Here is a 23,678-nt window from a genome sequence, read left to right on the forward strand (position 1 = left end):
CGGGCCAGGAGTCGACGATCAGCCGGCGGACTGGTCGGCCGGGTCGGGGTCGAGACGCCGCCGCAGGGCGGCGATCTCGGCGCGCAGGGCCGCCACGTCGTCGCCGGTGGCCGCCACCGGCCTGTCGGCGGCTGCCGAGACCCGCTCCACGATCCAGGTCGCCAGCGAACCCGTGACGAAACCGATCAGGCCGATCCCACCGATCATCAGGCCAAGTGCGACGAATCTCCCCATGGCCGTCACCGGGTAGTAGTCGCCGTACCCGACGGTGGTGATGGTGACCGTCGACCACCACAACGCGTCGTCGAAGGAGGTGATGTTGGCGTCCGACGCGAGTCGTTCGGCGTCCAGCACGGCCAGCGCGGAGAACAGCACCAGCAGCGCCGTGGTGGCGGCGACGTAGACCGCCAGCCGGCCACGGGCCCACAGTTCGGTGCGGCGGTTGATGGTCAGCACCACCATGACCAGGCGTACGGCACGCAGTGGGCGCAGCATCGGTAGCGTGAGCACCACGAGGTCGAACAGGTGCTCCCGGAGGAATCTCCGGCGGTCGGTCGCCAGCCGCAGCCGCACGATGATGTCGGCCCAGAACAGCAACCAGACGACGACAGTCGTGGCGACGCACACGTCCCGCAACCCGGGGCTCAGGTCGGGACGCAGGATCGGTACCGCGTACACCACCAGGAACAGCACGGACAGCACGGTGAGCGGCGCGGCGCTGACTCGTTCCCATGCCTTGAGTCGATCGGTTTCCGTTGCTGGCCCGCCGCTCATGAGCCGGCTCCCGTCTTCTCCGTCGTACGCGTGACCGAGCCATGTCGCGCGTCGGACACCGGCGCCTCATGGACGGTGCGCAGATCGTCCCCGGCGGCAAATCACCGTCACGCTGAGCATTCGGCGGCTTGCCGCCCGGTAACGTGAGCCGGGGACACACCGCGGCACGCGTCGCCACCCGGCCGACAGCGTCGGGCGGTGACGGCTGTGCGGCCCGTGGGGGCGGGTGCCGGCGTCGTACCCAACTGAGGCGCGAGCATCGAGGGAGCGAAGCATGGGTCGACGGCGGCTGGGACGGGTTCCGGGATGACCCTGCAACAGGTCTACCTGCTGATGATCGCGGCGGCGGCGACAGTGCTGGTCAGCATCACGGCCGCACGGGTGGCCACCCGGGTCGGCGTACCGATGCTGTTGGCGTACCTCGGCATCGGGCTGTTGCTCGGCGAGAGCGGACTCGGCCTGCGCTTCGACGACGCCGCGATGGCGCAGGCCCTGGGCACCGCGGCGCTCGCGGTGATCCTGGTCGAGGGTGGCCTGACCACCCGGTTCTCCGACATCCGACCGGTGCTGGCACCGGCGACCGCGCTCGCCACGGCCGGTGTGCTGATAAGCGTCGGGGTCACCGCCCTCGGCGCACACCTGCTGCTCGACGTCTCGTGGCAGTTGGCCCTGCTGCTGGGTGCTGTGGTCTCGTCCACCGATGCGGCGGCGGTCTTCGCGGTGCTGCGCACGCTGCCGCTGCCCCGGCGGTTGGCCGGGCTGGTGGAGGCCGAGTCGGGGCTGAACGATGCGCCCACGGTCATCCTGGTGCTCGCCTTCAGCGCCACCGGGCTGACCGCGACCAGCCCGCTGGAGCTGCTGGCCCAGATGGTCTACCAACTCGGCGTCGGTGGCGCGGTAGGCGTCGCGATCGGCACCGCCGGAGTGTGGTTCCTGCGCCGGCTCACCCTGCCCGCCTCGGGCCTCTACCCGATCGCCACCTTCTCCTGCGGCATCTTCGCCTTCGCCGCCGCCGGGCTCGCCGCGGCAAGTGGCTTCCTCGCCGCATACCTCGCCGCGCTGATCCTGGGCAACGCCCGGTTGGCCCACCGCCGGGCCACCGTGTCGGTGGCCGAGGGCCTCGGCTGGATCGCCCAGATCGGCCTGTTCGTGATGCTCGGCCTGCTGGCCAATCCGAGCGAACTGCCCGCCGCGATCCTGCCTGCGCTCGCCGTCGGTCTGGTGCTGCTGCTACTCGCCCGGCCGTTGTCGGTGCTCGTCACCCTGCTGCCGTTCCGGATTCCGCTCCGCGAACAGGTGCTGCTGTCCTGGGCCGGGCTGCGTGGCGCCGTGCCCATCGTGCTGGCCACCATCCCGGTGGTGGCCGGGGTCGGTGGCAGCGAGCAGCTGTTCAACATCGTGTTCGTCCTGGTCGTCGCCTTCACTCTGGTCCAGGCTCCGACGTTGCCGTGGCTGGCCAGGCGTCTGCGGATCAGCGCGACCGGGATCGGCCCGGACCTCCAGGTCGAGTCCGCGCCGCTGGACGCCATCGACGCGGACCTGCTGCACCTCAACGTCGAGCCCGACTCCCGGATGCACGGCGTGCACATCCGCGAGCTACGACTGCCTCCGCCGGCCGCGATCACCCTCGTGGTCCGCGACGGCACCGCCTTCGTGCCCGAGCCGGACACCCGGCTACGGCACGGTGATCAGTTGCTCGTGGTCACCACGCCACACGTCCGGGACCGCGCGGAGCGTCGGCTGCGGGCGGTCGCCCGGGCCGGACGACTGGCCCACTGGCGCGGCGAGACCGGCGACCCGGAACAGCCGGCCAGGGTCCGACCGCACCCGGACATCCCCACCGCCCCGCCGCGAGCGACGCCGGCGGCCGACACCGGTGACCAGGCACCAGCCGTCCTCGTCGAGTCGGCTGGTTGAGCAGCACGGCCCGCGCGGCCGGTGCCGCTCGGCGAGCGTGACGACGCGCCGGTCAACCGGGCAGCGCCGGCCGGGTTCGGACCCGGCTTTCCGGGATCGTGATGACAGCGGTCACGGCGGCCGGCGCCCAACCCCAACTCGGCTACGGAAACGCGGTCGGCGGCATCGCCGCGCAGACCACAGCGGTTGCCGTGGCCGACGCCTTCCACCGGCGGGCAAACGTGGAACACGCGGCGGCGTCCCTGTCGAACGTGCTCTTCGGCGCGTTGCTCATCGCGTTGCTGTCGCTCGCCCTGCTGGGCAGCTTCGCGCCGGGTGCCACAGTGGCCGGCCTGCATCCCGTCTCGTACGCGCTCGTCGCCTGCTATCTCGGCGGCCTGCACCTGGTCCGCCGGGCCGGTGCCAGCCCACCCTGGCAGGCCGTCGCCACCACCGAGACGCTGCCGGACGTCCCGCACGAGCACGGCGACCTGGACCGTCGACGCTCCGCGGTTGCGTCGTTGCCGGCCGGGTCTAGGGTGAGCTTGGTGTGCCGGGAAGCCTGGTCGGCGGTCGTGTCCCCAACCCCTCCGGAGGCCACCGTGGAACCCGCCATCCGCACCAGCCACCTGACCAAACGCTACGGTCGCCTGCTCGCTCTCGACGACCTCGACCTGACTGTCACCGCCGGTGAGGTGTTCGGTTTCCTGGGCCCCAACGGTGCCGGCAAGTCCACCACCATCCGACTGCTGCTCGGCCTGGCCCGCCCGACCGCCGGCCAGGCATGGATCTTCGGTACCGCCGCCGCCGACGTGGCCACGGCACACCAGCGGGTCGCGTACGTCCCCGCCGATGTCACACTCTGGCCGCAGTTGACCGGCGCGGAGATCCTGGAGCTGCTCGGTGCCACCGGGCCGGGCGTCGACGTCGCCTACCGTGACGAGCTGGTGGCGCGGTTCGCACTCGACCTGTCCAAGCCGGGGCGGGCCTACTCGACAGGCAACCGGCAGAAGGTGGCACTTGTCGCCGCCTTCGCCACCCGTGCGCCGCTGCTCGTGCTGGACGAGCCGACCGCCGGCCTGGACCCGCTGATGGAGCGCGAGTTCCGCCGAGCCGTGGTCGAGGCCCGCGACGCCGGGAGCGCGGTGTTCCTCTCCTCCCACCAACTGGCCGAGGTCGAGGCCGTCTGCGACCGGGTGGGCATCCTGCGCGCCGGGCGCCTCGTCGACGTCGCCACCATCACCGAGCTGCGGCGGCTGCACCGCACCGAGGTACTGGTCCGGTTCGCCGGCCCGGTGCCGGAGCTGACCGACGTCGAGGGGATCGACGGCGTTCAGGTCGACGGTGCCGCCCTGCGGTTCACCCTCACCGGGCCGCCCGGTCCGGCGCTGCGGGCGCTGGCCGCGGCCGACGTCACCACCCTCACCATGCGCGAGCCGACCCTGGAGGAGATCTTCCTCGACTACTACGGGGAGAGCGGCAGGTGACCACCATCGGATCGGTCGACGGTGGCACCGCCAGGGCAGCCGTCACCCGCCTCGCCCTGCGCCAGGTGCGCCGGGGCGCGCTCGTCATGTCCGCGTTGGCGGCCGGCACCACAGCCATCGTGGTCGTCGGGTACGAGACCACGGCCGGCACCCCGCTCGACGCTGCCGCGCTGGCCGCCCTCGCCGAGAACCCCGCGATCCGCACCCTCTTCGGCGAACCGTTCGCGCTGGACACCCCGGGCGGTTTCACCGTCTGGCGGACCGGCACCGTCCTGGCCGTCCTGCTCTCGGTGTGGGGGGTGCTCGCCACCACCCGGACCACCCGGGGTGAGGAGGAGAGCGGCCGGTGGGACCTGCTGCTGGCTGGCCGGTTGGCGGTGCCGGCCGTGCTCGGCCGGCACCTCGCCGTCCTGGCTGCCGCAGTGGCGACCGCCGGAGCGACGACAGGTGTCGTGCTCGTCGCGGCGGGCACGCCACCGGCCGGGGCGCTGCGGTACTCCGTAGGTCTCGCGCTCGTCGCGCTCTTCGCCGTGTCGACAGCACTGTTGAGCGCACAGGTGATGCCGACCCGTGCCGGGGCGAGCGGGCTGGCCCTGGCCCTACTCGGCGTCGGGCTGCTGGCCCGGATGATCGGCGACGGCGTCGCCGCGCTCGGCTGGTTGCGTTGGCTGTCGCCGTACGGCCTGCTCGCCCTCGTCCGCCCGTACCACGAGGACCGGCTGCTGCCGCTGGTCGTGCTCGCCGGTGCGGCGCTCGTGCCCGGTGCGGTGGGGCTGGCGCTGGCCCGGCGACGTGACGTGCGGGCCGGGCTGGTCGCCGCCCCGGCCGGCCGCCCGCCCCGACGGTGGCTGCTCGGCACGGTCGAGGGCTTCGCGGTACGCCGGATGCTGCGCCCGCTGGCCGGCTGGTCCGCCGGCATCGGGGCGTACTTCCTGCTTGTCGGTTTGCTTGCGACGTCGATGACCCGCTTCCTGTCGGACAATCCGCGCTTCGCCGAACTGGCCGCGCAGGCCGGCTTCACCGAGCTGGGCAGCGTACGCGGCTACACCGCGTCGCTGTTCGTCCTGCTCGCCGTGCCGGTCGGGCTCTTCACAGTGGTCCGGCTCGCCGAGTTCGTGGCCGCCGAGACGGACGGCCGGTTGACGTCGCTGTACGCCCAGCCGGTCAGCCGCAGCCGCCTGCTGATCGCCGAGACGCTTGCCACCCTCGCCGGGGTGGCCGTCCTCGTCACCGTGGCGGCCGTGGCGACCTGGCTCGGCACCTGTCTGGTGGACGCTCCGCTGCCGCTCTCCGCTGCCCTGGCCGGCACCTGGAACGTGCTGCCGGTGGTGCTGCTCTGCCTCGGCGCGGGGCTGCTCGCGCTCGGTTGGCTGCCCCGGGCCACTGCGGTCGTCGGTGCGCTACCCGCGGTCGGCGGCTTCCTGCTCCAGGTGCTCGCCGACAGCGCCGACCTACCCGGATGGGTGTCCGTGATCTCACCGTTCACCCATCTGGCGGCCGTTCCGGCCGAGTCACCCGGCTGGACGGCGGCGCTGGTCATGGTCGGGATCGCGGTCGCGACAGCCGTTCTCGGGCGCTTCGGCCACCGGCGGCGTGACCTGCTGGGTTGAGTCATTGGCCGGCGGCGGCCCGCCGGACCAACCGGCGGGCCTCATCGCCCGGCACACCGGTGGCCCGCAGCATGTCGTTGGCGATGGTCCGCAGCTGGGACACCACGATGGTGCCGGAAAAGCCGATCTCCTGCCGGCACGCCTCGCCTGCCTCGTGGACGGCCCGCAGCACCCGCTCCCTGGTCCGCACCGGCTCCCGCGTCGACAGGAACTCCTCATGCATCAGGCGGACGCTCTGCCCGATCTGTTCGACGGCGGTGGCCAGGCTGGCCGGCACCGGTTCCTGGTCGCGCAACGCGGTAGCGATCCGGCGGACCAGCGTCCGGCTGTTGCGGAACGCTCGGTCCAGGTGCTCGGCCCCGGCGCCGTACGCGGCCAGCGCCCGGCGTCGCCGCCACCGCAGGGGCGAATACCGGACCACCTCCTCGGCCGCGGTCATCACATCACCGACCTGCCGTAGTTGCCCCTCGGCGGACCGCATCTCAGCCAGCACCTCCGTCGCCCGGCGCGCGTCCCGGCGGGCCAGCGCCTCTGCGGCCGAGGTCAACTGCCGGGCGAAGGTGTCCAGTGCCGGCCCGGCGACCCGGCGCACGCTACGGGTCGGGTTCATCGGAGCGAGCACCAGCACCACCAGCAGCCCGGTCGCGCCGCCGACCAGGGCGTTGACCGTCCGGGGCAGGACGACGTCCGGCGTGGTCGGGGTGAGGGTGGCGATCAGCGTCGCCGCACCGCCGGCCTGGGTCACCAGGGCACCGGTGCCCCGCACCGCCACCGCGACGAGCAGTGCGCCGAACACGATCACGAACGTCTGCCAGGCGCCGGTGCCGATCGTGTCGACGAGCAGGTCGCCGATCAGCACACCGACGATCACGCCGACGATCAGTTCGGCGGCACGGCGGGCCCGCCGCCCGATCGCGGTGGCGATGACACCTACCGCGGCGATCGGCGCGAAGGTGGGGTCCGAGTTGCCGAGCACCTGTTCGGCGACCAACCAGGCCAGCGACGCCGCCAGGCCACCTTGGACGGCCAGCAGCAGATGCTGTCGTAGCCGGCCGAAGCTGCGCCAGCCGGCGGCCGAGACTCGTCCCCGGAGCCCTGCCACCGAGTTCGGCATGGGCCCGGGTACCCGGTGTGAGCCGCCTCAAGCTGCGGCGTTGTCCCGCATTATCCGACGGGGTGGGCCATCGTCCCGGTGAGGGCCACCGTGCCCGGCAACCGGGTGTCCTGCCGCAGGAACTGCACCACCACCGGCACCGGCGAGCCGAGCACGCAGCCGTACGGGCGGTCGAGGCGGACAGCCTCCGGATCGATCAGGTCGTTGACCCGTACGTGCCGGATCCGCCGGGCCCCGACGGCGAACCGGTACGGTCCGACCGGTTCGGCGTCCTCGTAGTAGAAGGTGAGCGTCACCTCCGCCTCGGAATCGGTGGTGTTCAGCACGCACAGCTTGTCGAAACTGGTGAACTCCGGCTCACCGCCGCTGCCGCCGAACGGAACGTGTCCTCCCGGCACCGCCCACACCTGCGCCATCACGCCTCCTCCAGCAGTCGGGCCAGGTCGGGGGTGAGGAACACCCCGTCCGGGTCGAGGCGGCGGCGCGCCGCCTGAAAGTCGTCCCACCGGGGAAAGAGCGGGCGCAGGTCGCCGGCCGTCAGCCAGTGCTTCTTGCCCCAGTGCGGCCGTCCGCCGTACTGCCGGAAGACGGCCTCCATGTCCCGGAAGTACTCCTCGTACGGCAACGAGGCGTTCTGCAGGCAGGCGATGGTGGTGGTCGGGCGACCGTACGCGTTGCTCAGCCAGATGTCGTCGGCGGCGATGCTGCGGACCAGCACACGCCAGCCCACGGTGCGCCGGTGTCGGTCGAGGATCCGTCGCCGGACCTCCGCGAAGCAGGCCGGAAACGCCTCCGCCGGGAGCATGTATTCGATCTCCTCGAAGCGCAGTTCCCGGTTCTGCGGGATGGTCCGGTGGGTCGGCCCGACCTCCAGCTCTCTGGGCTCGTACCACCCGTCGGACCTCGGCATTCGGTTGGCGGCGCCCGGCGACACCTCGGCGGTGTCGTCTGCACGGTTCATGGTGCGGATCTGGGTCAGATCGCTGCGTGGATACCAGTAGAAGTCCATGTTGCGGTTGGTGTGCTGCATTTCGGCCAGGTGGTCGAGGGTCCACTCGACAGGCGCGCACCAGGCCCGGCGGCGTAGGTCGTAGCGGGGCTGCAACTCGAGAGTGAGCTGGGTGACCACACCCAGCACGCCGAGGGAGAGCCGTGCCGCGGGCAGCAGTTCGCTGTTGCTGGTCGCGGAGACATCCACCACCTCGCCGGTGCCGCTGACCAGGCGTACCTCGGCCACCTGGGTGGACAGGTTGCCGAAACCGACGCCGGTGCCGTGGGTACCGGTGGCGATGGCACCGGCGATGGACTGGTAGTCCACGTCGCCGAGGTTCTCCATTGCCAACCCGGCGTCGTAGAGGCCCTCGCCCAGTTCCTTGAGCCGGCTACCACCCCGGACCGTGGCCCGGTCACCTGCCATATCGATCACACCGGCCATCCGGTGCAGGCTCGCCAGGGTGCCGTCGGTGCGTACCAGCGGGCTCGACGAATGTCCCGAGCCGACCGGCCGCAGGGTGGTCCCCGACTCGCGCGCCCGCTGCACCAGCTCACGTACCTCGTCCTCGTCGGCCGGCTCGGCGTAGCCGGACGGGGTGAAGGTGAGACTGCCGGACCAGTTCACGAACGGACGGCACAACCCACAGCCTCCTGGTGACGGACGGACCGCGCGCTTACCCCCGCGCTGGCGGGGTAGTCATGGGTATGGCCGAACCCGACCTTCCCGCATCGCAGCCCGCCGGAGGTGGGAAACGTCGTGTCTGAGTGGTGGTACGTGGCGCTGGTGGCGGTGCTGTGGTTGGCCATCGGCCTGGGCACGGCGGCCGTCTTCGTCACCCGTGGCGGGCACCGCAACCTGCTCTGGTATCTGGTGGGCGCGCTGCTAGGGCCGCTGTTCGTGCCGATCGCCGTCGAGCGGGGCCGGGCCCGCCCACAGCTTGTCGACGTACGCCACAGGCCGTCCGAACCGGTCGGCACCGGGCTGCGCGTGCTGGTCGGCGTGGACGGCTCGACGCACTCCGACCGGGCGTTGCGGGCCATCGCCCGTACCCTCACCGGAAGCACGAGCGAACTCGTCCTGGTCACCGTGACCAGTCCCGACCTGTCCGACGCCGAGTCCCGGCGGGAACACGAGCGGGCCCGTCGCATGGTCGACGAACGGGCCGGCTGGCTGCCCGAAGGGCTACCCCGGCCCACCACCGCGATCCTCACCGGTCACCCCGTCGACGCGCTGTTGACGGTGGCCGACGACCGGGACGTGGACCTGCTTGTGGTCGGCCGGCACGGACACGGAATCGGCGACCGACTGCTGGGCGGCGTTGCCGAGGGCCTCACCCAGCGGTCGACCCGGGCCGTCCTGCTCGGCAGCCTGCCCGGCCGGTGATCCCCAGCCTGTCCGATTTCGACCTTGCGGAGCCGCGATGACCTATCCCCCGATCGACTCGTACGCCTTCCTCTCCGACACGCACACCGCCGCGCTCGTCGCTGCCGACGGAGCCGTCGAGTGGCTCTGCGTGCCGCACTTCGCCGGCGACGCCGTGCTGGCCCGGCTGCTGGACCGCCGCACCGGCGGCGCCCTCGCACTCACAGTGGAGGGTTGCGCCGAGCCGAGCAGGCGTTACCTGCCGGACACCCTGGTGCTGGAGAGTCGGTACGACACTCCCGACGGGACGGCGCTCGTCCACGACTTCCTCGCCGTCGCGCCCGGCGACGACGAACAACCGTTGCGCGCGGACAAGCTGCTGGTGCGGCGGGTGACTGCCGAGCGGGGCACGGTCCGGCTCGACATCCAGGTGCGGCCCCGGGTCGGATACGGCGCCAAGGAGGTGACCTGGCGTGCGGTTGACGGAGGCTGGCGGGCTGCCGACACTCCGCTGCGCGTCGACTGCGACCTGCCCGGCGAGGTGGCCGACGGCACCCTGCGGTTCAGCGCGGAGCTGTCCGCCGGCCAGACCACAGCGCTGCTGCTCGGCTACGGCGACGACCCCGCCGAGCCCGCCGACCCGGACGAACTGCTCCGATGCACCTGCCGGACCTGGGAGACGTGGTCCGCGCGCAGCGACTACACCGGCTTCGGCGCCGACGCCGTGCGGCACAGCGCGCTGGTACTGCGCGGGCTCTCCTTCGACGAGACGGGTGCGCTCATCGCCGCCCCCACCACCAGCCTGCCCGAGGAGATCGGCGGCGTACGCAACTGGGACTACCGCTACGCCTGGCACCGGGACGCGGCTCTGCTGCTGCTCGCGCTCTTCCGGCTCGGCCACGCCGAGGAGGGCCGGCGGTACCTGCACTTCCTGATCTCCATCTGCTCGGGTGAGCTGCTGACCCCGCTGGTGAGCATCCACGGCACCGGGGCCGAGGAACGGGAGCTGCCGCACCTGGAGGGGTACGCCGGCTCGCAGCCGGTGCGGATCGGCAACGAGGCCGCCGAGCAGGTGCAGTTCGACACGTACGGGCACATTCTCGACGCGGCGCTGGTGTACCACCAGCTCACCGGCGAGCTGACCGAGGAGCAGTGGGCGCTGCTGCGCCGGCACGTCGACGTGATGGCCGACAGGTGGCACGAGCCCGACCACGGCATCTGGGAGGTGCGCGGACCGCGCCGGCACTACGTCAACGCGAAGGTGATGACCTGGGTCTGCCTGGACCGGGGCATCCGGCTCGCGGAGTTGCTCGGCGACCAGACGGCGGGCGTGGCGCGGTGGCGGACGGCCCGCGACGCGCTGCACGCCGAGGTGCTGGAGCGCGGCTTCGACCCGCAGGTGGGCAGCTTCGTGATGGAGTACGGCTCGACCGAGTTGGACGCCTCAGTGCTGCGTATCCCACTTGTCGGGTTCCTGCCCGGTGACGACCCCCGGATGCTGGCCACCATCGACCGGTTGCGGGCGGAGCTGGAGATCGGGCCCGCCCTGCTGCACCGCTACAACACCGACGACGGCCTGCCCGGCATCGAGGGCGCGTTCCTGCTCTGCTCCTTCGAGCTGGTCTCGGCGCTGGTGCTGGCCGGCCGGCGGGACGAGGCCCACGAGGTCTTCGCCCAGCTCCTCGGGTACGCCGGCCCGCTCGGCCTGTACTCCGAGCAGCTCGCCGCCGACGGCACCGCACTCGGCAACTACCCGCAGGCGTTCACCCATCTCGCGCTCATCGAGGCGGCGCTGAACCTCGACGGCGCGGGCGACCGGGAGGCACTGCACGCCTGGGCCGACCGGGGTGGCTCCTGACCTCGGCGTCGACAGGTTCCGCCGGTCCCGGCCGGGAACCATGCCGGCCCGGGGAGCGACTATGGGTACATGCGGTGTGAGCAGTGGCGGGAGATTCTGTCGGCGCAGCTGGACGGTGAGGTCACGGCGGACGAGCAGCACCGGGTCGGAGTGCACCTGGAGACCTGCGCCGGTTGCCGGGCCTGGCTCGACTCGGCGGCGAGGGTGACCCGCCGGGCGCGTACCCAGGTGGTGACGTCGCTGCCGGACCTGACCGAGGCGATCCTCGCCGCGGCCCCGCCGCCGCGCCGGCACTGGCGCACGCTCGTCGCCTCGGCGGTCCCGGGTCGCTGGTGGCCGACGATCACCGGGCGACCGGCCCTGGTCAATGGGCTGCGCGCCGCGCTCGGCCTGCTCGGCGCCGTGCAACTGGTGCTCGGGCTCGCGCAGATCGGCCGGGCCGAGGTCGCCGCACACATCCACGCCACCGGCCAGCACCTGTGGCACGAGTCCGCCGCCTGGAACGTCGCGGTGGGGGCCGGTTTCCTCTTCGTCGCGTTGCGCCGCACCTCGCCGTCGGGGCTGTTGCCGATGCTCGGCGCCTTCGTGGTGACCCTGGTGCTGCTGTCGGTGAACGATCTCGTCGCCTCGCAGGTAGCTGTGGAACGGCTGGTGAGCCACGGGTTCCTGGTCGTCGGCTACCTGATCACCGTGCTGCTGGCGCGAAGCTCCCGACGGCCCGGCGACCCGAGTGACAGGCACCAGCCGGAGCGGTCCCGCTGGCGGTTGCGGCTCGACGAGGTCGACGAACCCGCCCCGCTGCGGTTGCTGCCGCCCTATTCGGCCCAGGCCCGCCACGGCGCCGTCCACGCCCGGCACAGCCTCGTCCGGGCCGACCTCGGCACCGACGAGCGGACCGGTGGCAAGCGCCGGGTCGCCTGACGGCGGGAGGCACCTCAGCCGGCAGCGTCCGGCCGCTCGTCCACCTGGTGTTCCGCCGACCGGAGCGCCGCGACCAGATCCTCACGGGCCCGGGCCACCCGGGAGCGGATGGTGCCGACCGGCACGTCGCACACCTGAGCGGCCTCGGCGTAGGACAGGCCGAGCAACTGGGTGGCCACGAAGGCCTCCCGACGCTCGGGTACGAGATCGTCGAGCAGCCCACGGAGCACCACCTGCTCGTCCACCCCGGCACGGACGCCTGCCGGTGTGCACTCCGCGGCGGCCTGCCAGTCGCCGAGGTTCGCGGTCCGTGGCCGGCAGGTGGCGGCCCGTACCTGGTCCACGGCGACCCGGCGGGCGATGGCCAGCAGCCAGGTCCGTGCGGTGGAGCGGCCGGCGAACGACGGCAACGCCCGCCAGGCCCGCAGGTACGTCTCCTGGACCAGGTCGTCGACCTCCCGCACCCCGGGCAGGTGGGCCAGGAACCGCCGCACGTCGTGCTGGGTGCCGCGCACGAACGCTGCCGCGGCGGCCTGGTCGCCCCGGCCCGCGGCGAGCGCGTACCCGCTGATGTCGTCGGTCACGGCTGTCATCGCCGTATTGGTCGGCGGTACCCGCCGATTGGTTCCCGGGCGGGTAAACAATCGAAGGACCTACGTATCGGGCTCACGTGGAAGGACGCCGTAGACTGCACCGATGGGGCACCTGAGGTGAGCGAGCGGAGTGCCGTGCTGACCGGCCAGCCGCCGCGCTACCGGCACCTGTGCTGGGCGTACGACGATCCGGCCGGGTTCATGACGCATGCCGTGGAGTTCCTGCGGGCCGGGTTGGCGGCCGGCGAGCAGGTCTGGTTCGTCGTCTCCGGCCCCGCCGAGCCGGTCCGGGACCATCTCCTCGGTGTCCGGGACTTCGCCGACGCACTGCTGACCGGCGCCGCCCAGGTCCGCTCCCTGGACGGCACGTACACGAGCCTGGCGGTGATCGACCCGGCGAGCCAGGTGGCGGCCTATCGGGTGGCCACCCGGCAGGCGGTCGCCGACGGGTACACCGGCCTGCGCGTCGCCGCCGACGCCACCGACCTGGTCCGCACGACCGCGCAACGCGACTCGTTCGGCCGCTACGAGCAGCGCGTCAACGAGATGATGTGCACCGAGCCGTTCCGGGCCATGTGCGCGTACGACCGCTCGCAGCTGGGTGAGGCAGCCGTTGCCGAGTTGGCCTGCCTGCACCCGCAGCACAACCTCGGTCACCTGCTGTTCCGGCTGTACGCCGTACCGCTGCGTCAGGGGCAGGCCGCCCTCGCCGGGGAGCTCGACCCGTCCAACCACGAGCTGTTCCGCACCGCGCTGGACCGCGCGGATCTGCAACCTGTCGACGACGAGTTGGTGCTGGACGCCGACGGGCTCCGCTTCCTCGACCACCGGGCACTCATCCACCTGAGCGAGTACGCCCGGGACCGGCACGCGACTGTCGTGCTGCGGGCCGCCCGCTCCGGGGTGGCCCGGCTCGCCGCCCTGCTGGATCTGCCCGCGCTGCGGGTGGAGGTGGCCCGGTGAGGACTGGTCCGGCCGCCGGGCGCACCGGCTACTTCCATGAAGCTCTCTGTTACGGCTCGGACGAGGAACTGCTCGCCGTCGTGGTTCCGTTCCTGGTCGGCGGCGTCGAGGCGAACGAGCCCACCTTCGTGGCGCTCGGTGAGCGCACCGGCAACCTGGTCCGCGCCGCGTTGCCCGCCGACACGAAGGTCGAGTTCCTGTCCGGCGGTGACGTCTACGGCCGGCCCACCGCCGCGATCCGGATGTACCGCCAGCTCCTCGCCGATCTGGTGGCTGACGGCGCCACCCAGATCCGGATCATCGGCGAGGTGCCGGCGGTCGGCCTCGGCCCTACCTGGGACTGGTGGGCCAGGTACGAGTCGGCGATAAACCGCGCGTACGACGACTGGCCGTTGTGGAGCATGTGCGCGTACGACACCCGGACCACAGCGCCCGGGGTGCTGGCGGACGTCGCCGCCACCCATCCGTGCTTCGCCGCACCCGACGGGCGGCATCTGCCGAGTGCCGACTACGTCGCCCCGGAGGCATTCCTACGCCAGGTGCGCCAGATGCCCCCCGACCCGATCCAGATAATCCCGCCCCTCGTCGATCTGCTCGACCCGACGGCGGCCCAGGCCCGCGCGGCGGTGCATCAGGCCGGCCAGGGCGGGCTGAGGGATGACGAGTTCGACGATTTCGTCGTCGCCGTGAGCGAGACCGTCACCAACGGGCTGCGGCACGGCCGTTCCCCGGTCCGGTTCCGGCTCTGGGCGGGCGCGGACCGCATCGTGGCCACCGTCAGTGACGCCGGCGCCGGCCCGGCGGATCCGTACGCCGGGCTGCTGCCGTCGGTGAACGGCGCACCGGGTGGGCTGGGCCTGTGGATCACCCACCAGTCGTGCAACCACGTCACCCACCACCGCGACGCCGATGGCTTCACCCTGCGACTCACCGCGGGCCGGCCACCGGGCGGCTGAGCAGACACGCGACCGCCGGGCCGGCCTGAGCCGACCCGGCGGTGTCGTACCGCGTATCCGGACTACTTGCGGAAGGCGTCCTTGATCTTCTCGCCGGCCTGCTTGAGGTTGGCGCTCATCTGGTCGCCGCGACCCTCGGCCTCCAGGCGCTCGTCGTCAGTGGCGCGACCCACGCCTTCCTTGATCTTGCCGCCGGTGTTCTCGGCGGTGTTGTTGAACTTGTCCTCGACGCCCATGTCAGCCTCCCGGGGTTCGTGTCGCTACGAACAGTCAGGTACCCAGCCCGGCTGCGGCCAACCGGAAAAGTTCAAGAAACCGGGCGGAACCGACGCAGCCGGAGGCTGTTGGCGACCACGAACACCGACGAGAACGCCATCGCCGCGCCAGCGATCATCGGGTTGAGCAGCCCGCCCGCCGCCAGCGGCAGGGCCGCCACGTTGTAGGCGAAGGCCCAGAACAGGTTGCCCTTGATGGTGCCGAGGGTGCTGCGGGCCAGCCGGATCGCGTCGACCGCGGCCAGCAGATCGTCCCGGACGAGAGTCAGGTCGGACGCCTCGATCGCCACATCGGTGCCGGTGCCCATCGCCAGGCCGAGGTCGGCCCGGGCCAGCGCGGCGGCGTCGTTGACCCCGTCGCCCACCATCGCCACCACCCGGCCCTCCCCCTGCAACCGGGCGACCACCTCGACCTTCTCGGTCGGCAGCACTTCCGCGATCACCTCGTCGACACCCACCTCGGCGGCCACCGCACGGGCCACTGTGGCGTTGTCGCCGGTGAGCAGCACCGGCTTCAGACCGAGCGCGCGCAGCCGCCGTACCGCCTCCCCGCTTGTCGGCTTCACCTGGTCGGCCACGGCCAGCAGGCCACGGGCCCGGCCGTCCCAGCCGACCAGCACCCCGGTGCGCCCCGCCGCCTCCGCGTCGGTCGCCGCCCGGGCGATGTCGTCAGGTACGACCAGACCCGCCTCGCGCAGCAGCCGGGCCCGACCGAGCAGTACCTGCCGGCCGTCCACGGCGCCGGTGACGCCCAGCCCGGCCACGTTTGCGAACCCGGTGACCGGCGGCAGCGCGCCGACCTCGGTGGCCCCGGCCACCACCGCCCGGGCGACCGGATGCTCCGAGCCGGTCTCCAGGGCGGCGGCCAGCCGCAGCACCTCGTCGCGTCGCTCACCCTCGGCGGCGGTCACCGCGAGCAGGCTCATCCGTCCGGTGGTCACCGTGCCGGTCTTGTCGAGCACCACGGTGTCCACCCGCCTGGTGGACTCCAGCGCCTCGGGCCCCTTGATCAGGATTCCGAGTTGCGCGCCACGGCCGGTACCGACCAGCAGCGCGGTCGGGGTGGCCAGGCCGAGGGCACACGGGCAGGCGATGATCAGCACCGCCACGGCGGCGGTGAACGCCGCGGCCGGTCCGGCACCGTTACCCAGCCACCAGCCCAGCGTGCCGACGGCCAGGGCGATCACGATCGGCACGAAGACCCCGGAGATGCGGTCGGCGAGCCGCTGGGCGGCCGCCTTGCCGCTCTGCGCCTGCTCGACCAGCCGGGCCATCTGGGCGAGTTGGGTGTCGGCTCCGACCCGGGTCGCGGTGACCACCAGCCGGCCTCCCGCGTTGACGCAACCACCGATCACGGTGTCACCCGCCGCCACCTCCACCGGTACCGACTCGCCGGTGACCAGGCTGGCGTCGACAGCCGAGGAGCCCTCCTCCACGGTCCCGTCGGTGGCGATCTTCTCGCCGGGTCGCACCACGAAACGGTCCCCCACCGCGAGCTGGTCGATCGGGATCCGGGTCTCCACCCCGTCACGCAGTACGGACACGTCCCTGGCGCCCAGCTCCAGCAGGGCCCGCAGGGCCGCACCGGCGGTCCGCTTCGCCCGGGCCTCGAAGTACCGGCCGGCGAGGATGAAGGTGGTCACCCCGGCGGCGGCCTCCAGATAGATGTTGCCGGCGCCGTCGGTGCGGCCGATGTCGAAGCTGAACGGGTGGGTCATGCCGGGGGTGCCGGCGGTGCCGAGGAACAGCGCCCACACCGACCAGCCCAGGGCCGCCAGCGTGCCAAGCGACACCAGGGTGTCCATGGTCGCGGCACCGTGACGCAGGTTGACGAGCGCGGCCCGGTGGAAGGGCAGCCCGCCGTAGACCACCACCGGGGCGGCAAGGGTCAACGACAGCCACTGCCAGTAGGTGAACTGCCAGGCCGGCACCATGGCCAGCACGATCACCGGCACGCTCAGCGCCACCGACACCCACAGCCGGGTACGCAGGGCGTGCAGCGGGTCCGCCGGTTCGGCGGCTGCCGGCCCGGTCGAGGTGGGCGGCGGCGGCAGGCTGGCCTGGTAGCCGGTCTTCTCGACAGTGGCGACGAGGTCGTCCGGAGTGATCGGGTCGGCGTACGAGACTGTCGCCTTCTCGGTCGCGTAGTTGACGGTGGCCTGCACGCCGTCCATCCGGTTGAGCTTCTTCTCGATCCGGGCGGCGCAGGACGCGCAGGTCATCCCGCCGATGGCCAGCTCGATCAGGTGCGGTGCGGCGGTCAGGGGTCGACTCGTGCTCATGGCTGGTCCCGTCAGTCGTGCTCGTGCCCGGGGGTGCCGTGCCCGTCCTCGGGCTCGGCGCTGGCGTGCTCGTCGGTCGGCCCGGTGGTGCTGCCCGGGTCACCTACATGCACAGTGAACTCGGCGGTGCGCACCACGCCCCGGTGGCGGAAGTCGAGGTAGAGCCGGTACGCACCGGCCGAGGGGAACTCGGTCGCGAAGCTCACCTGCGGACCGGGGGCGGTCCGCCCGTCTCCCGGGGTGCCCTCGGGGTGCACGTGCAGGTAGGCCAGGTCACCGCGGCGCAGCGCCACCAGGTGACCGTACGCCCCAAGATACGGCTCCAGATCGGTGACCGGCACACCGTCACGGTCGACGGTGAGTGTCAGCGTCGCGGTGCGCCCGGGCTGCGGGGATCCGGAGAGGGTGACCGTGTAACCGTCGACGGTGGCGCTGCTCGCCGGGGCGGGCAGCTGTCGCTCGGTCAGCGCGCCAGGGACCGTCACGTCGACACCGAGCGTCAGGGGCTCGCCGCCGGTCGGGGTGAAGTCGGCGAAGGCCCGCCACACCCCGGGGGAGTCCAGCGGCGAGGCGATCCGCCAGGTGCCGTCGCCGGCCAGCTCCGGATGGACGTGCCGAAAGCCGGAGAGGTCGCGGCGGGCGACGATGAGGTGCATCCGCTCGTCGTGGGTGACGTCGTAGCCGGTCACCGGACGGCCGTCGGGCCCGGTGATCCGGAACGCGAACTCACCCGCCGGCGCTCCGACCGGCACCAGGGTGTATCCCCTGTCGGAGACGAGCAGGCCGCCGGGCAGGTGCCCGGCCGCCGTCCCCTCTCCGTGGCCGGCTTCCTCGTCGCGGACGTCACCGCCATGCCCGACGCCGTCGCTGTCGTGCTCGGTGGCGACCACTGTCACCGGACCGGTCAGCTGCCCCACCCCGTAGGCCGCGCCGAATACCGCCGCCAGGCCCAGTGCGAAGCCGCTCAGCTTCGTCGCCGTGTTCATGGTTGACCTCCCGGTCCCGCCTGCCGACCGGCTCAGGCGCCGGCCAGCTCGTATCCGGCCTCGTCCACGGCGGCGCGCACCGCGTCCTCGGACAACGGTTTCTCGCTCGTCACAGTGACCCGACCGGCGGCCAGGTCCACCTGGACGTCCGTGACGCCCTCGATCGCGCCGATCTCGGTGCTCACCGCGTTGACGCAGTGCCCGCAGGTCATGCCCTGCACCTGATACGTGCTGACCATGGAACGCTCCTCCCACTCCCAGGGGCGAGCCGAGCGCCCGCCCTCCAGATACCCACAGGGGGTATCGGCGCATCGACGGTACCATACCCCCCAGGGGTACGTTATTCTTGCCGGCATGAGCACACCCGCGCCGATCCGTGGCTACACCGCCAGCAAGGACCAACTCCTCGCCCGGCTGCGCCGGGTGGAGGGCCAGGTGCGCGGCATCGAGAAGATGGTCGACGACGACCGCTACTGCATCGACGTGCTGACCCAGATCTCCGCCATCCAGGCCGCACTGGACAAGGTCGCCCTCGGCCTGCTCGACGGGCACGCCCGGCACTGCATGCACGAAGGCGCCGCCGAGGGACGCGCCGACGAGATGGCGACCGAGATGATGGCGGCCGTCGGCCGCCTCATGAAGCGCGGCTGACCCGACCCGCCGACGCACCCTCACGACAGGCGTCGGCAGGTCCGGCTGGTTACCATTCGCACACGATGGCCAGCCGAAATCCGTGCCTCGCGGCCCGAGGTCGTTGCCGGGCGCACACCGACGGGGCCGTCGCGAGCCGATCCACACCTCACGGTACGCAGCCGCCCCGCCACGTTCAGGCCATTCGGGCTGCCCTCCGACCCGGTCGTCCGGCGACACTGAACCGTCTCGCCCATCGACACGTACTCAGCCCTGAAATCGTTGGGAGACACTGAATGGGCGCCGACCACACCCGTTCCGCTCCGCCCACTCCGCCCGGGGTGCGGCGGATACTCGTCGTGACGGTGGTCCCCCTGTTCCTGGCCACCCTGGTCGCCGCCATCGTGCTCTGGCCCCGGGACGCCCCGCGCCCCGAAGCCGCCGACGACGCCCCCCGCTACCACGGCACGGTCACCCGGGTGGTCAGCGAGCCCTGCCCACCCAACCCGGTGGTCCCCGAGGACACCCCGACGGCCGCTGAAGGCCCCTGCGGCACGGTCACCGTACGGGTGGAGACCGGTCCGGACGAAGGGCAGGAGGTGCAGACGCCCATCCCGACCGGGCCGGGGGCACCCCGCGTGGATGTCGACGACGACGTCATCCTGGTCTCGCTCACCGACCCGGAGGACCCCTCGGTCAGCACCTACAACATCGCCGAGCACCAGCGCGGCAAGCCGCTGGTCTGGCTGGCCGTGCTCTTCGCCGCCGCCATCGTCGCCTTCGGGCGGTTGCGGGGCCTGGCGGCGCTGGGCGGCCTGGCCGCCAGCTTCGCCATCCTGCTGACCTTCGTGCTGCCCGGCATCAGCGCCGGCCGGCCGCCGCTCGTGGTCGCCATCGTCGGTGCCTCGTTGATCATGTTTGTGGTGCTGTACCTGACCCACGGCATATCCGCACAGACCTCGGTGGCCGTGCTCGGCACACTTGCCAGTCTGGTGCTGACCGGGCTGCTCGGGCTGGCCGCGACCGGCGCCACCCACCTGACCGGATTCGGCAGCGAGGACGCCACCACCCTGTCCATGTTCCGCGCCGACGTCGACCTGCACGGCCTGCTGCTGGCCGGCATCATCATCGGCTCGCTGGGGGTCCTCGACGACGTCACGGTCACCCAGGCCGCCGCGGTCAACGAGCTGCGCCATGCCAACCCGAGCTTCTCCCGTCGGGAGCTGTACCGCTCGGCCACCCGGGTCGGGCGGGCCCACATCGCCTCGGTGGTCAACACCATCGTGCTGGCGTACGCCGGTGCCTCGCTGCCGCTGCTGCTCCTGCTGACCGCGGACTCCCGCGCGCTGGGCCAGATTCTGACCAGCGAGTTCCTCACCACGGAGATCGTCCGAAGCGTGGTCGCCACGCTCGGGCTGATCGCCGCGGTGCCGCTGACCACCGCGCTCGCCGCGCTGGTCAGCACCGCCGGGCGCGGCGACACCGACACCCCCACCGGTGAGCCCGCCCCCGTAGTTCCCCGGCCGGCGACGGACCGGGCCGAGGCGCTCCGCGCCCTCAGCACACCACCCACTCGAAAACCGTCCCCCGCCACCCCTTCGGGGTGGCCCGACCCGGACAGGAGCACGGACACCACATGGTGACACTCCTCAGTGTGACCGCCCCTGCCGATGCGGCTCGAAACCGTGTCGCTGGTCACTCAAAGCGATTACGAAATGACGCATCTCGTCGGGTTCGGGGCGTAGAAGCACAGATGGACTGTCGGGTAACCTCACTGCCGGTCACCGCCGGAGGCGCGCAGCGGCGCCAGCGGTGCCACCGCCCAATCGCCGTCAGGCGAGCCGGGGACCCAGGTACGTGGGGTGAATCCGCGAAAGCGGTAGGGGCCACTTCCGTCCCGAACCCGTCAGCTAACCCGGTCGGCGGTCGATGGAAGGGAAAACAGTGACGGCAGCCCTACGCCGCTGGTTGACACCCGTGGTGGCCGTGTTCGCCGCGTTCGCCGTGTTCGCCGGTCCGATGCCGGCGACGGCCGCGCCGAACGACCCCAAGCCGGCGGAGCACGACGACGACCCGCCGATGCTCAACGATCTGATCGAGGCGACCAACCGGGACTACTCCAAGGCCAAGGCGAAGCTGGAGAAGTCCAAGAAGCGGCAGCTGAAACTGGCGGTCGAGGTCCGCTCGGCGCAGGCCGACCTGGACGCGCTCTCCCCGCAGGTCGCGCAGATCGCCACCCAGTCGTACCGGACCGGCCGGGTCGGCGCGATCGCCATGCTGTTGCAGAGCAACGCGCCTGACTCGTTCATCGACCGGGCCTCGGCACTGGACGAGCTAAACCTGGTGAACGACAAGAAGCTGGGCGAGGTCAACGCGATCAAGCTTCGCGCCGAGCAGGCCAAACTCGCGCTCGACGCCGAGGTGCGCGAGCAGAAGAAGCTGACGAACGACATGGCGCGCAAGAAGAGCGAGGCGGAGAAGTCGCTCCGGCTGGTCGGCGGTACCGGCCTGACCGGCGGGCTGGTGGACGCCACCTCGCCGGTGGCGCGGATCGCGCCGAACCGGGCCTCGGACGGCGGCTGGAAGCCCGAGTCGTGCAGCCAGAACGACCCCACCACGTCGGGCTGTATCACGCCCCGGACGCTGCACATGTACAAGGAGGTCAAGCGGGCCGGCTTCAACAGGTTCGTCGGCTGCTTCCGCCCGGGCGACAAGTTCGAGCACCCCAAGGGCCGGGCCTGTGACTGGTCGTTGCAGAACAGCGGCTTCAGCCCGTGGCACAACAACGACACCCGGATCTACGGCAACAATCTGGCGGCCTTCCTGGTCCGCAACGCCGACCGACTGGGCGTCTACTACGTGATCTGGAATCGGCAGATCTGGTTCGCGGCGACGGAACGCTGGAGTTCCTACAGCGGCCCGTCCAACCACACGGACCACGTCCACGTGTCACTGCTCTGATCGCCCGACACGACGCACCGAGGGCCGTCCCGCCAGCCGTGGCGGGACGGCCCTCGTCGTTCGGAGCGGGCCACCTTCGACGGCCGGTGCAGACTGCTGGTCGCCGATGGCTGGGCGGGTCAGCCGGCGAGGTCGCGGATCAGGGCGCCGCCACCATCGCGCCGACCAGTTCGGCGGGTTCCGCGGCCACCGCCCGCACCTCACCGGCGGCCAGCCGGTACGACATGCCGACCACCGCGCACCGTCCGGCGGCCACCTCAGCCGCGAGGGCCGTGGAGGATTCCAGCATCGCCTCGACGGTCCGCGCGATGTGGATGTCCACGATCCCGTCCAGATCCTGCACTCCGGCCTCCTCAGCCCGACGCAGGCTGGGCACCACGGCGTCGACCACAGCACCCAGGTGGCCCGGGGGCGTGGTGGCGGTGGCGAGTGCGTCGCGGGCCGCCTGTACGGCACCGCACGAGTCGTGCCCGAGCACCATCACGAGCGGCGTACGCAGCACGGCCACGGCGTACTCCACGCTGCCCAGCACCTCGGGGCCGACGGTGTGCCCGGCGGTGCGGACCACGAAGAGGTCACCGAGCCCGCGATCGAAGATGATCTCGGCGGCGAGCCGGGAGTCGGAGCAGCCGACGATCACCGCGAAGGGATGCTGTTCGGCCGCGACGGCGGCCCGCCGCCCGGCATTCTGGTTGGGATGCCGCAGCGTGTCGGTGACGAACCGTCGGTTGCCGGCGAGCAGTTCGGCGAGAGCCCGTTGCGGGGCGCCGGGAAGGTCTGCGGTGAGCAGTTCGCGTTCGGGTCCCGGCTGCGGACCGGGAGTTGCGGGTCGACTCATCCGGCTGTACCTCTTCTCCCTGAGGAATGCCTGGTCATCCCGGCCGGCGCTGGTCACGGGCTGCCAACACCGTCACACGCGACATAACGCACGTCAAGCTATACGTGATATGCATTTCATGCATCAGCCGACGCTTGCGTCAGATCGATCCCGCACCCCCGGCGACAGCGCCACCCGGGCACCCGAACGGCAGGTCATACGATGGCGGACATGGCGAGCACTGACGGACGGGAAAACGCGCGGAACTGGACCTTCCTCACCAACCACGCGCATGTCCTACTCGCCATCGCCCGTAACCCGACAGCCCGGCTGCGCGACGTCGCGACCGAGGTCGGCGTCACTGAACGCGCCGCCCAGGCGATCGTCGCCGACCTCGAAGCCGGCGGCTACCTGCACCGCACCCGGGTGGGCCGGCGCAACGAGTACACCCTCAACCCGGCCGGGCGGTTCCGCCACCCGGCGGAGGCCGACCACCAGGTCGGCGACCTGCTGGCTCTCTTCACCAAGGAGCAGGTGACCGGCACCGCCGACACGTGAGCCGGCAGTCGTCCCGATCGGATCACGTGGCGCGCTTCACCCACCCCGGACGATCGCCGCGGTGCGATCACGCCGGCGGCGGGATAGGTTGGAGCCGTGCCGTCGCCAGCCTTCGCCCGTCCACTGTGGCCGGCAACGCTGCGCGCACTGCGTGAGCTGACCCGGTTCGCACTGGCCTCGCTCGTGCTCGCCGTCGGCCTCGGCGGGGCCGTGGCGGTCGATCCGCCGGCCGGGTCCGCCACCGGCTCGCCGGTGTCCGCGACTGTCGCCGTCGACGCTCCCGCCAGCACGCTGGTGGCGGTCCGGCCGGTCGTCGAGCCCGGCCAGGCGGTCGACGCCGGCCCGGGTCAGCGCGAGTCGGCGAGCACCGCGCCGAGCCGGCCGGCACGTGCCGAGGCCGCGTCGACCGACGCCGCAGGTGTCGATCGCGTCGCCGCCCCGGTCCCCGCCACCCGCCCGGGCGAGCCGACCCGGCGCGGCCCACCCGCCGGCTGACCGACGGCAGCCCGACCGGCCGATCGAGCCCGGTGACGCCGCAGCACGCCGGCCGGCGTGCCAGCGCAGCCCGGTGGCCAACCCGACCACACGCGTCGGCGCCCCGAGCAGGTGACCACCGAGACCACCCCGGCGATCTCGGCCCG

23 protein-coding genes, 1 pseudogene and 1 riboswitch are annotated in these 23,678 nt (G+C 72.1%); of the genes and pseudogenes, 14 read left to right on the forward strand and 10 right to left on the reverse strand.

Annotated features, from left to right (window positions below; genetic code table 11):
* Positions 1-18 precede the first annotated feature (18 nt).
* Positions 19-774, reverse strand: coding sequence for a potassium channel family protein (locus Van01_RS06715; RefSeq protein ID WP_204002153.1), 756 nt, complete (start codon positions 772-774; stop codon positions 19-21).
* A 306-nt stretch (positions 775-1,080) separates the two neighbouring features.
* Here Van01_RS06715 and Van01_RS06720 point away from each other — a divergent pair, with 306 nt between their 5' ends.
* The 4 genes and pseudogenes from Van01_RS06720 (at position 1,081) to Van01_RS06735 (ending at position 5,767) form a co-directional block, all read left to right on the forward strand.
* Positions 1,081-2,691, forward strand: a complete 1,611-nt coding sequence (locus Van01_RS06720) for a potassium/proton antiporter (protein WP_204002155.1) — start codon at positions 1,081-1,083, stop codon at positions 2,689-2,691.
* A gap of 80 nt (positions 2,692-2,771) precedes the next feature.
* A pseudogene (locus Van01_RS06725) lies at positions 2,772-3,182 on the forward strand (cation transporter); the annotation flags it as partial.
* 90 nt (positions 3,183-3,272) lie between these two features.
* Positions 3,273-4,157: an ABC transporter ATP-binding protein gene (locus Van01_RS06730; protein WP_204002522.1), complete on the forward strand. Its 885-nt coding sequence runs from the start codon at positions 3,273-3,275 to the stop codon at positions 4,155-4,157.
* A complete protein-coding gene (locus Van01_RS06735) occupies positions 4,154-5,767 on the forward strand; it encodes an ABC transporter permease (RefSeq protein ID WP_204002157.1) in 1,614 nt (537 codons plus the stop codon). Before Van01_RS06730 ends, Van01_RS06735 begins: the two co-directional genes overlap by 4 nt.
* Before the next feature lies 1 nt (position 5,768).
* Here Van01_RS06735 and Van01_RS06740 read toward each other — a convergent pair whose 3' ends face one another.
* The 3 genes from Van01_RS06740 to Van01_RS06750 form a co-directional block, all read right to left on the reverse strand.
* Positions 5,769-6,869, reverse strand: a complete 1,101-nt coding sequence (locus Van01_RS06740; RefSeq protein WP_239098907.1) for an FUSC family protein — start codon at positions 6,867-6,869, stop codon at positions 5,769-5,771.
* 62 nt (positions 6,870-6,931) lie between these two features.
* Positions 6,932-7,297 carry a sensory rhodopsin transducer gene (locus tag Van01_RS06745; RefSeq protein WP_204002161.1) on the reverse strand — a complete coding sequence of 122 codons (366 nt, stop codon included), beginning with the start codon at positions 7,295-7,297 and terminating at the stop codon, positions 6,932-6,934.
* A complete protein-coding gene (locus tag Van01_RS06750) occupies positions 7,297-8,514 on the reverse strand; it encodes a D-arabinono-1,4-lactone oxidase (RefSeq protein WP_204002163.1) in 1,218 nt (405 codons plus the stop codon). The genes Van01_RS06745 and Van01_RS06750 overlap by 1 nt, the downstream gene beginning before the upstream one ends.
* A gap of 117 nt (positions 8,515-8,631) precedes the next feature.
* Here Van01_RS06750 and Van01_RS06755 point away from each other — a divergent pair, with 117 nt between their 5' ends.
* The 3 genes from Van01_RS06755 to Van01_RS06765 all read left to right on the forward strand — a co-directional run bounded on the left by Van01_RS06755 (position 8,632) and on the right by Van01_RS06765 (position 12,016).
* A complete protein-coding gene (locus Van01_RS06755; RefSeq protein WP_204002166.1) occupies positions 8,632-9,258 on the forward strand; it encodes a universal stress protein in 627 nt (208 codons plus the stop codon).
* A gap of 37 nt (positions 9,259-9,295) precedes the next feature.
* Entirely contained in the window at positions 9,296-11,095 is a 1,800-nt protein-coding gene (locus tag Van01_RS06760) for a glycoside hydrolase family 15 protein (RefSeq protein ID WP_204002168.1), read from the forward strand.
* A gap of 69 nt (positions 11,096-11,164) precedes the next feature.
* On the forward strand, positions 11,165-12,016 hold the full coding sequence (locus Van01_RS06765) for a zf-HC2 domain-containing protein (protein WP_204002172.1): 852 nt from the start codon (positions 11,165-11,167) through the stop codon (positions 12,014-12,016).
* A gap of 14 nt (positions 12,017-12,030) precedes the next feature.
* Here the strand turns inward: Van01_RS06765 and Van01_RS06770 are convergent, their stop codons facing one another.
* Positions 12,031-12,609: a sigma-70 family RNA polymerase sigma factor gene (locus tag Van01_RS06770; protein ID WP_373306217.1), complete on the reverse strand. Its 579-nt coding sequence runs from the start codon at positions 12,607-12,609 to the stop codon at positions 12,031-12,033.
* A gap of 117 nt (positions 12,610-12,726) precedes the next feature.
* On the opposite strand from Van01_RS06770, the gene Van01_RS06775 reads away from it, so the two are divergent.
* Together Van01_RS06775 and Van01_RS06780 are read left to right on the forward strand one after the other, a co-directional pair.
* On the forward strand, positions 12,727-13,572 hold the full coding sequence (locus tag Van01_RS06775; RefSeq protein ID WP_239098909.1) for an MEDS and STAS domain-containing protein: 846 nt from the start codon (positions 12,727-12,729) through the stop codon (positions 13,570-13,572).
* Positions 13,569-14,528, forward strand: coding sequence for an anti-sigma factor RsbA family regulatory protein (locus Van01_RS06780; protein ID WP_204002175.1), 960 nt, complete (start codon positions 13,569-13,571; stop codon positions 14,526-14,528). The genes Van01_RS06775 and Van01_RS06780 overlap by 4 nt, the downstream gene beginning before the upstream one ends.
* A gap of 62 nt (positions 14,529-14,590) precedes the next feature.
* Here Van01_RS06780 and Van01_RS06785 read toward each other — a convergent pair whose 3' ends face one another.
* From Van01_RS06785 to Van01_RS06800, 4 genes are all read right to left on the reverse strand, one after another.
* Positions 14,591-14,764, reverse strand: a complete 174-nt coding sequence (locus tag Van01_RS06785; protein ID WP_169598605.1) for a CsbD family protein — start codon at positions 14,762-14,764, stop codon at positions 14,591-14,593.
* A 71-nt stretch (positions 14,765-14,835) separates the two neighbouring features.
* Positions 14,836-17,085, reverse strand: a complete 2,250-nt coding sequence (locus tag Van01_RS06790) for a heavy metal translocating P-type ATPase (protein ID WP_204002178.1) — start codon at positions 17,083-17,085, stop codon at positions 14,836-14,838.
* An 11-nt stretch (positions 17,086-17,096) separates the two neighbouring features.
* A complete protein-coding gene (locus Van01_RS06795) occupies positions 17,097-18,071 on the reverse strand; it encodes a DUF8832 domain-containing protein (protein WP_204002181.1) in 975 nt (324 codons plus the stop codon).
* 32 nt (positions 18,072-18,103) lie between these two features.
* The gene (locus tag Van01_RS06800; RefSeq protein WP_204002183.1) at positions 18,104-18,310 is read right to left on the reverse strand and encodes a heavy-metal-associated domain-containing protein; all 207 of its coding nucleotides are present in this window, start codon (positions 18,308-18,310) and stop codon (positions 18,104-18,106) included.
* A gap of 115 nt (positions 18,311-18,425) precedes the next feature.
* On the opposite strand from Van01_RS06800, the gene Van01_RS06805 reads away from it, so the two are divergent.
* The 3 genes from Van01_RS06805 to Van01_RS06815 all read left to right on the forward strand — a co-directional run bounded on the left by Van01_RS06805 (position 18,426) and on the right by Van01_RS06815 (position 21,662).
* Positions 18,426-18,722: a metal-sensitive transcriptional regulator gene (locus Van01_RS06805; protein ID WP_099847797.1), complete on the forward strand. Its 297-nt coding sequence runs from the start codon at positions 18,426-18,428 to the stop codon at positions 18,720-18,722.
* Positions 18,723-18,997: 275 nt separating this feature from the next.
* Positions 18,998-20,344 carry a YibE/F family protein gene (locus Van01_RS06810; RefSeq protein WP_204002186.1) on the forward strand — a complete coding sequence of 449 codons (1,347 nt, stop codon included), beginning with the start codon at positions 18,998-19,000 and terminating at the stop codon, positions 20,342-20,344.
* Between the two features lie 166 nt (positions 20,345-20,510).
* A riboswitch (cyclic di-AMP (ydaO/yuaA leader) is annotated at positions 20,511-20,641 on the forward strand.
* Positions 20,642-20,645: 4 nt separating this feature from the next.
* Positions 20,646-21,662 carry a coiled-coil domain-containing protein gene (locus Van01_RS06815; RefSeq protein WP_204002189.1) on the forward strand — a complete coding sequence of 339 codons (1,017 nt, stop codon included), beginning with the start codon at positions 20,646-20,648 and terminating at the stop codon, positions 21,660-21,662.
* Positions 21,663-21,801: 139 nt separating this feature from the next.
* Here Van01_RS06815 and Van01_RS06820 read toward each other — a convergent pair whose 3' ends face one another.
* The gene (locus tag Van01_RS06820) at positions 21,802-22,500 is read right to left on the reverse strand and encodes a carbonic anhydrase (RefSeq protein ID WP_204002192.1); all 699 of its coding nucleotides are present in this window, start codon (positions 22,498-22,500) and stop codon (positions 21,802-21,804) included.
* A gap of 201 nt (positions 22,501-22,701) precedes the next feature.
* Here Van01_RS06820 and Van01_RS06825 point away from each other — a divergent pair, with 201 nt between their 5' ends.
* Entirely contained in the window at positions 22,702-23,037 is a 336-nt protein-coding gene (locus Van01_RS06825; protein ID WP_204002197.1) for a helix-turn-helix transcriptional regulator, read from the forward strand.
* 96 nt (positions 23,038-23,133) lie between these two features.
* Positions 23,134-23,532, forward strand: coding sequence for a hypothetical protein (locus tag Van01_RS06830; protein WP_204002200.1), 399 nt, complete (start codon positions 23,134-23,136; stop codon positions 23,530-23,532).
* Positions 23,533-23,678 lie beyond the last annotated feature (146 nt).

Origin of the sequence: Micromonospora andamanensis, assembly GCF_016863495.1 — a bacterium.
Classification (GTDB): Bacteria; Actinomycetota; Actinomycetes; order Mycobacteriales; family Micromonosporaceae; genus Micromonospora; species Micromonospora andamanensis.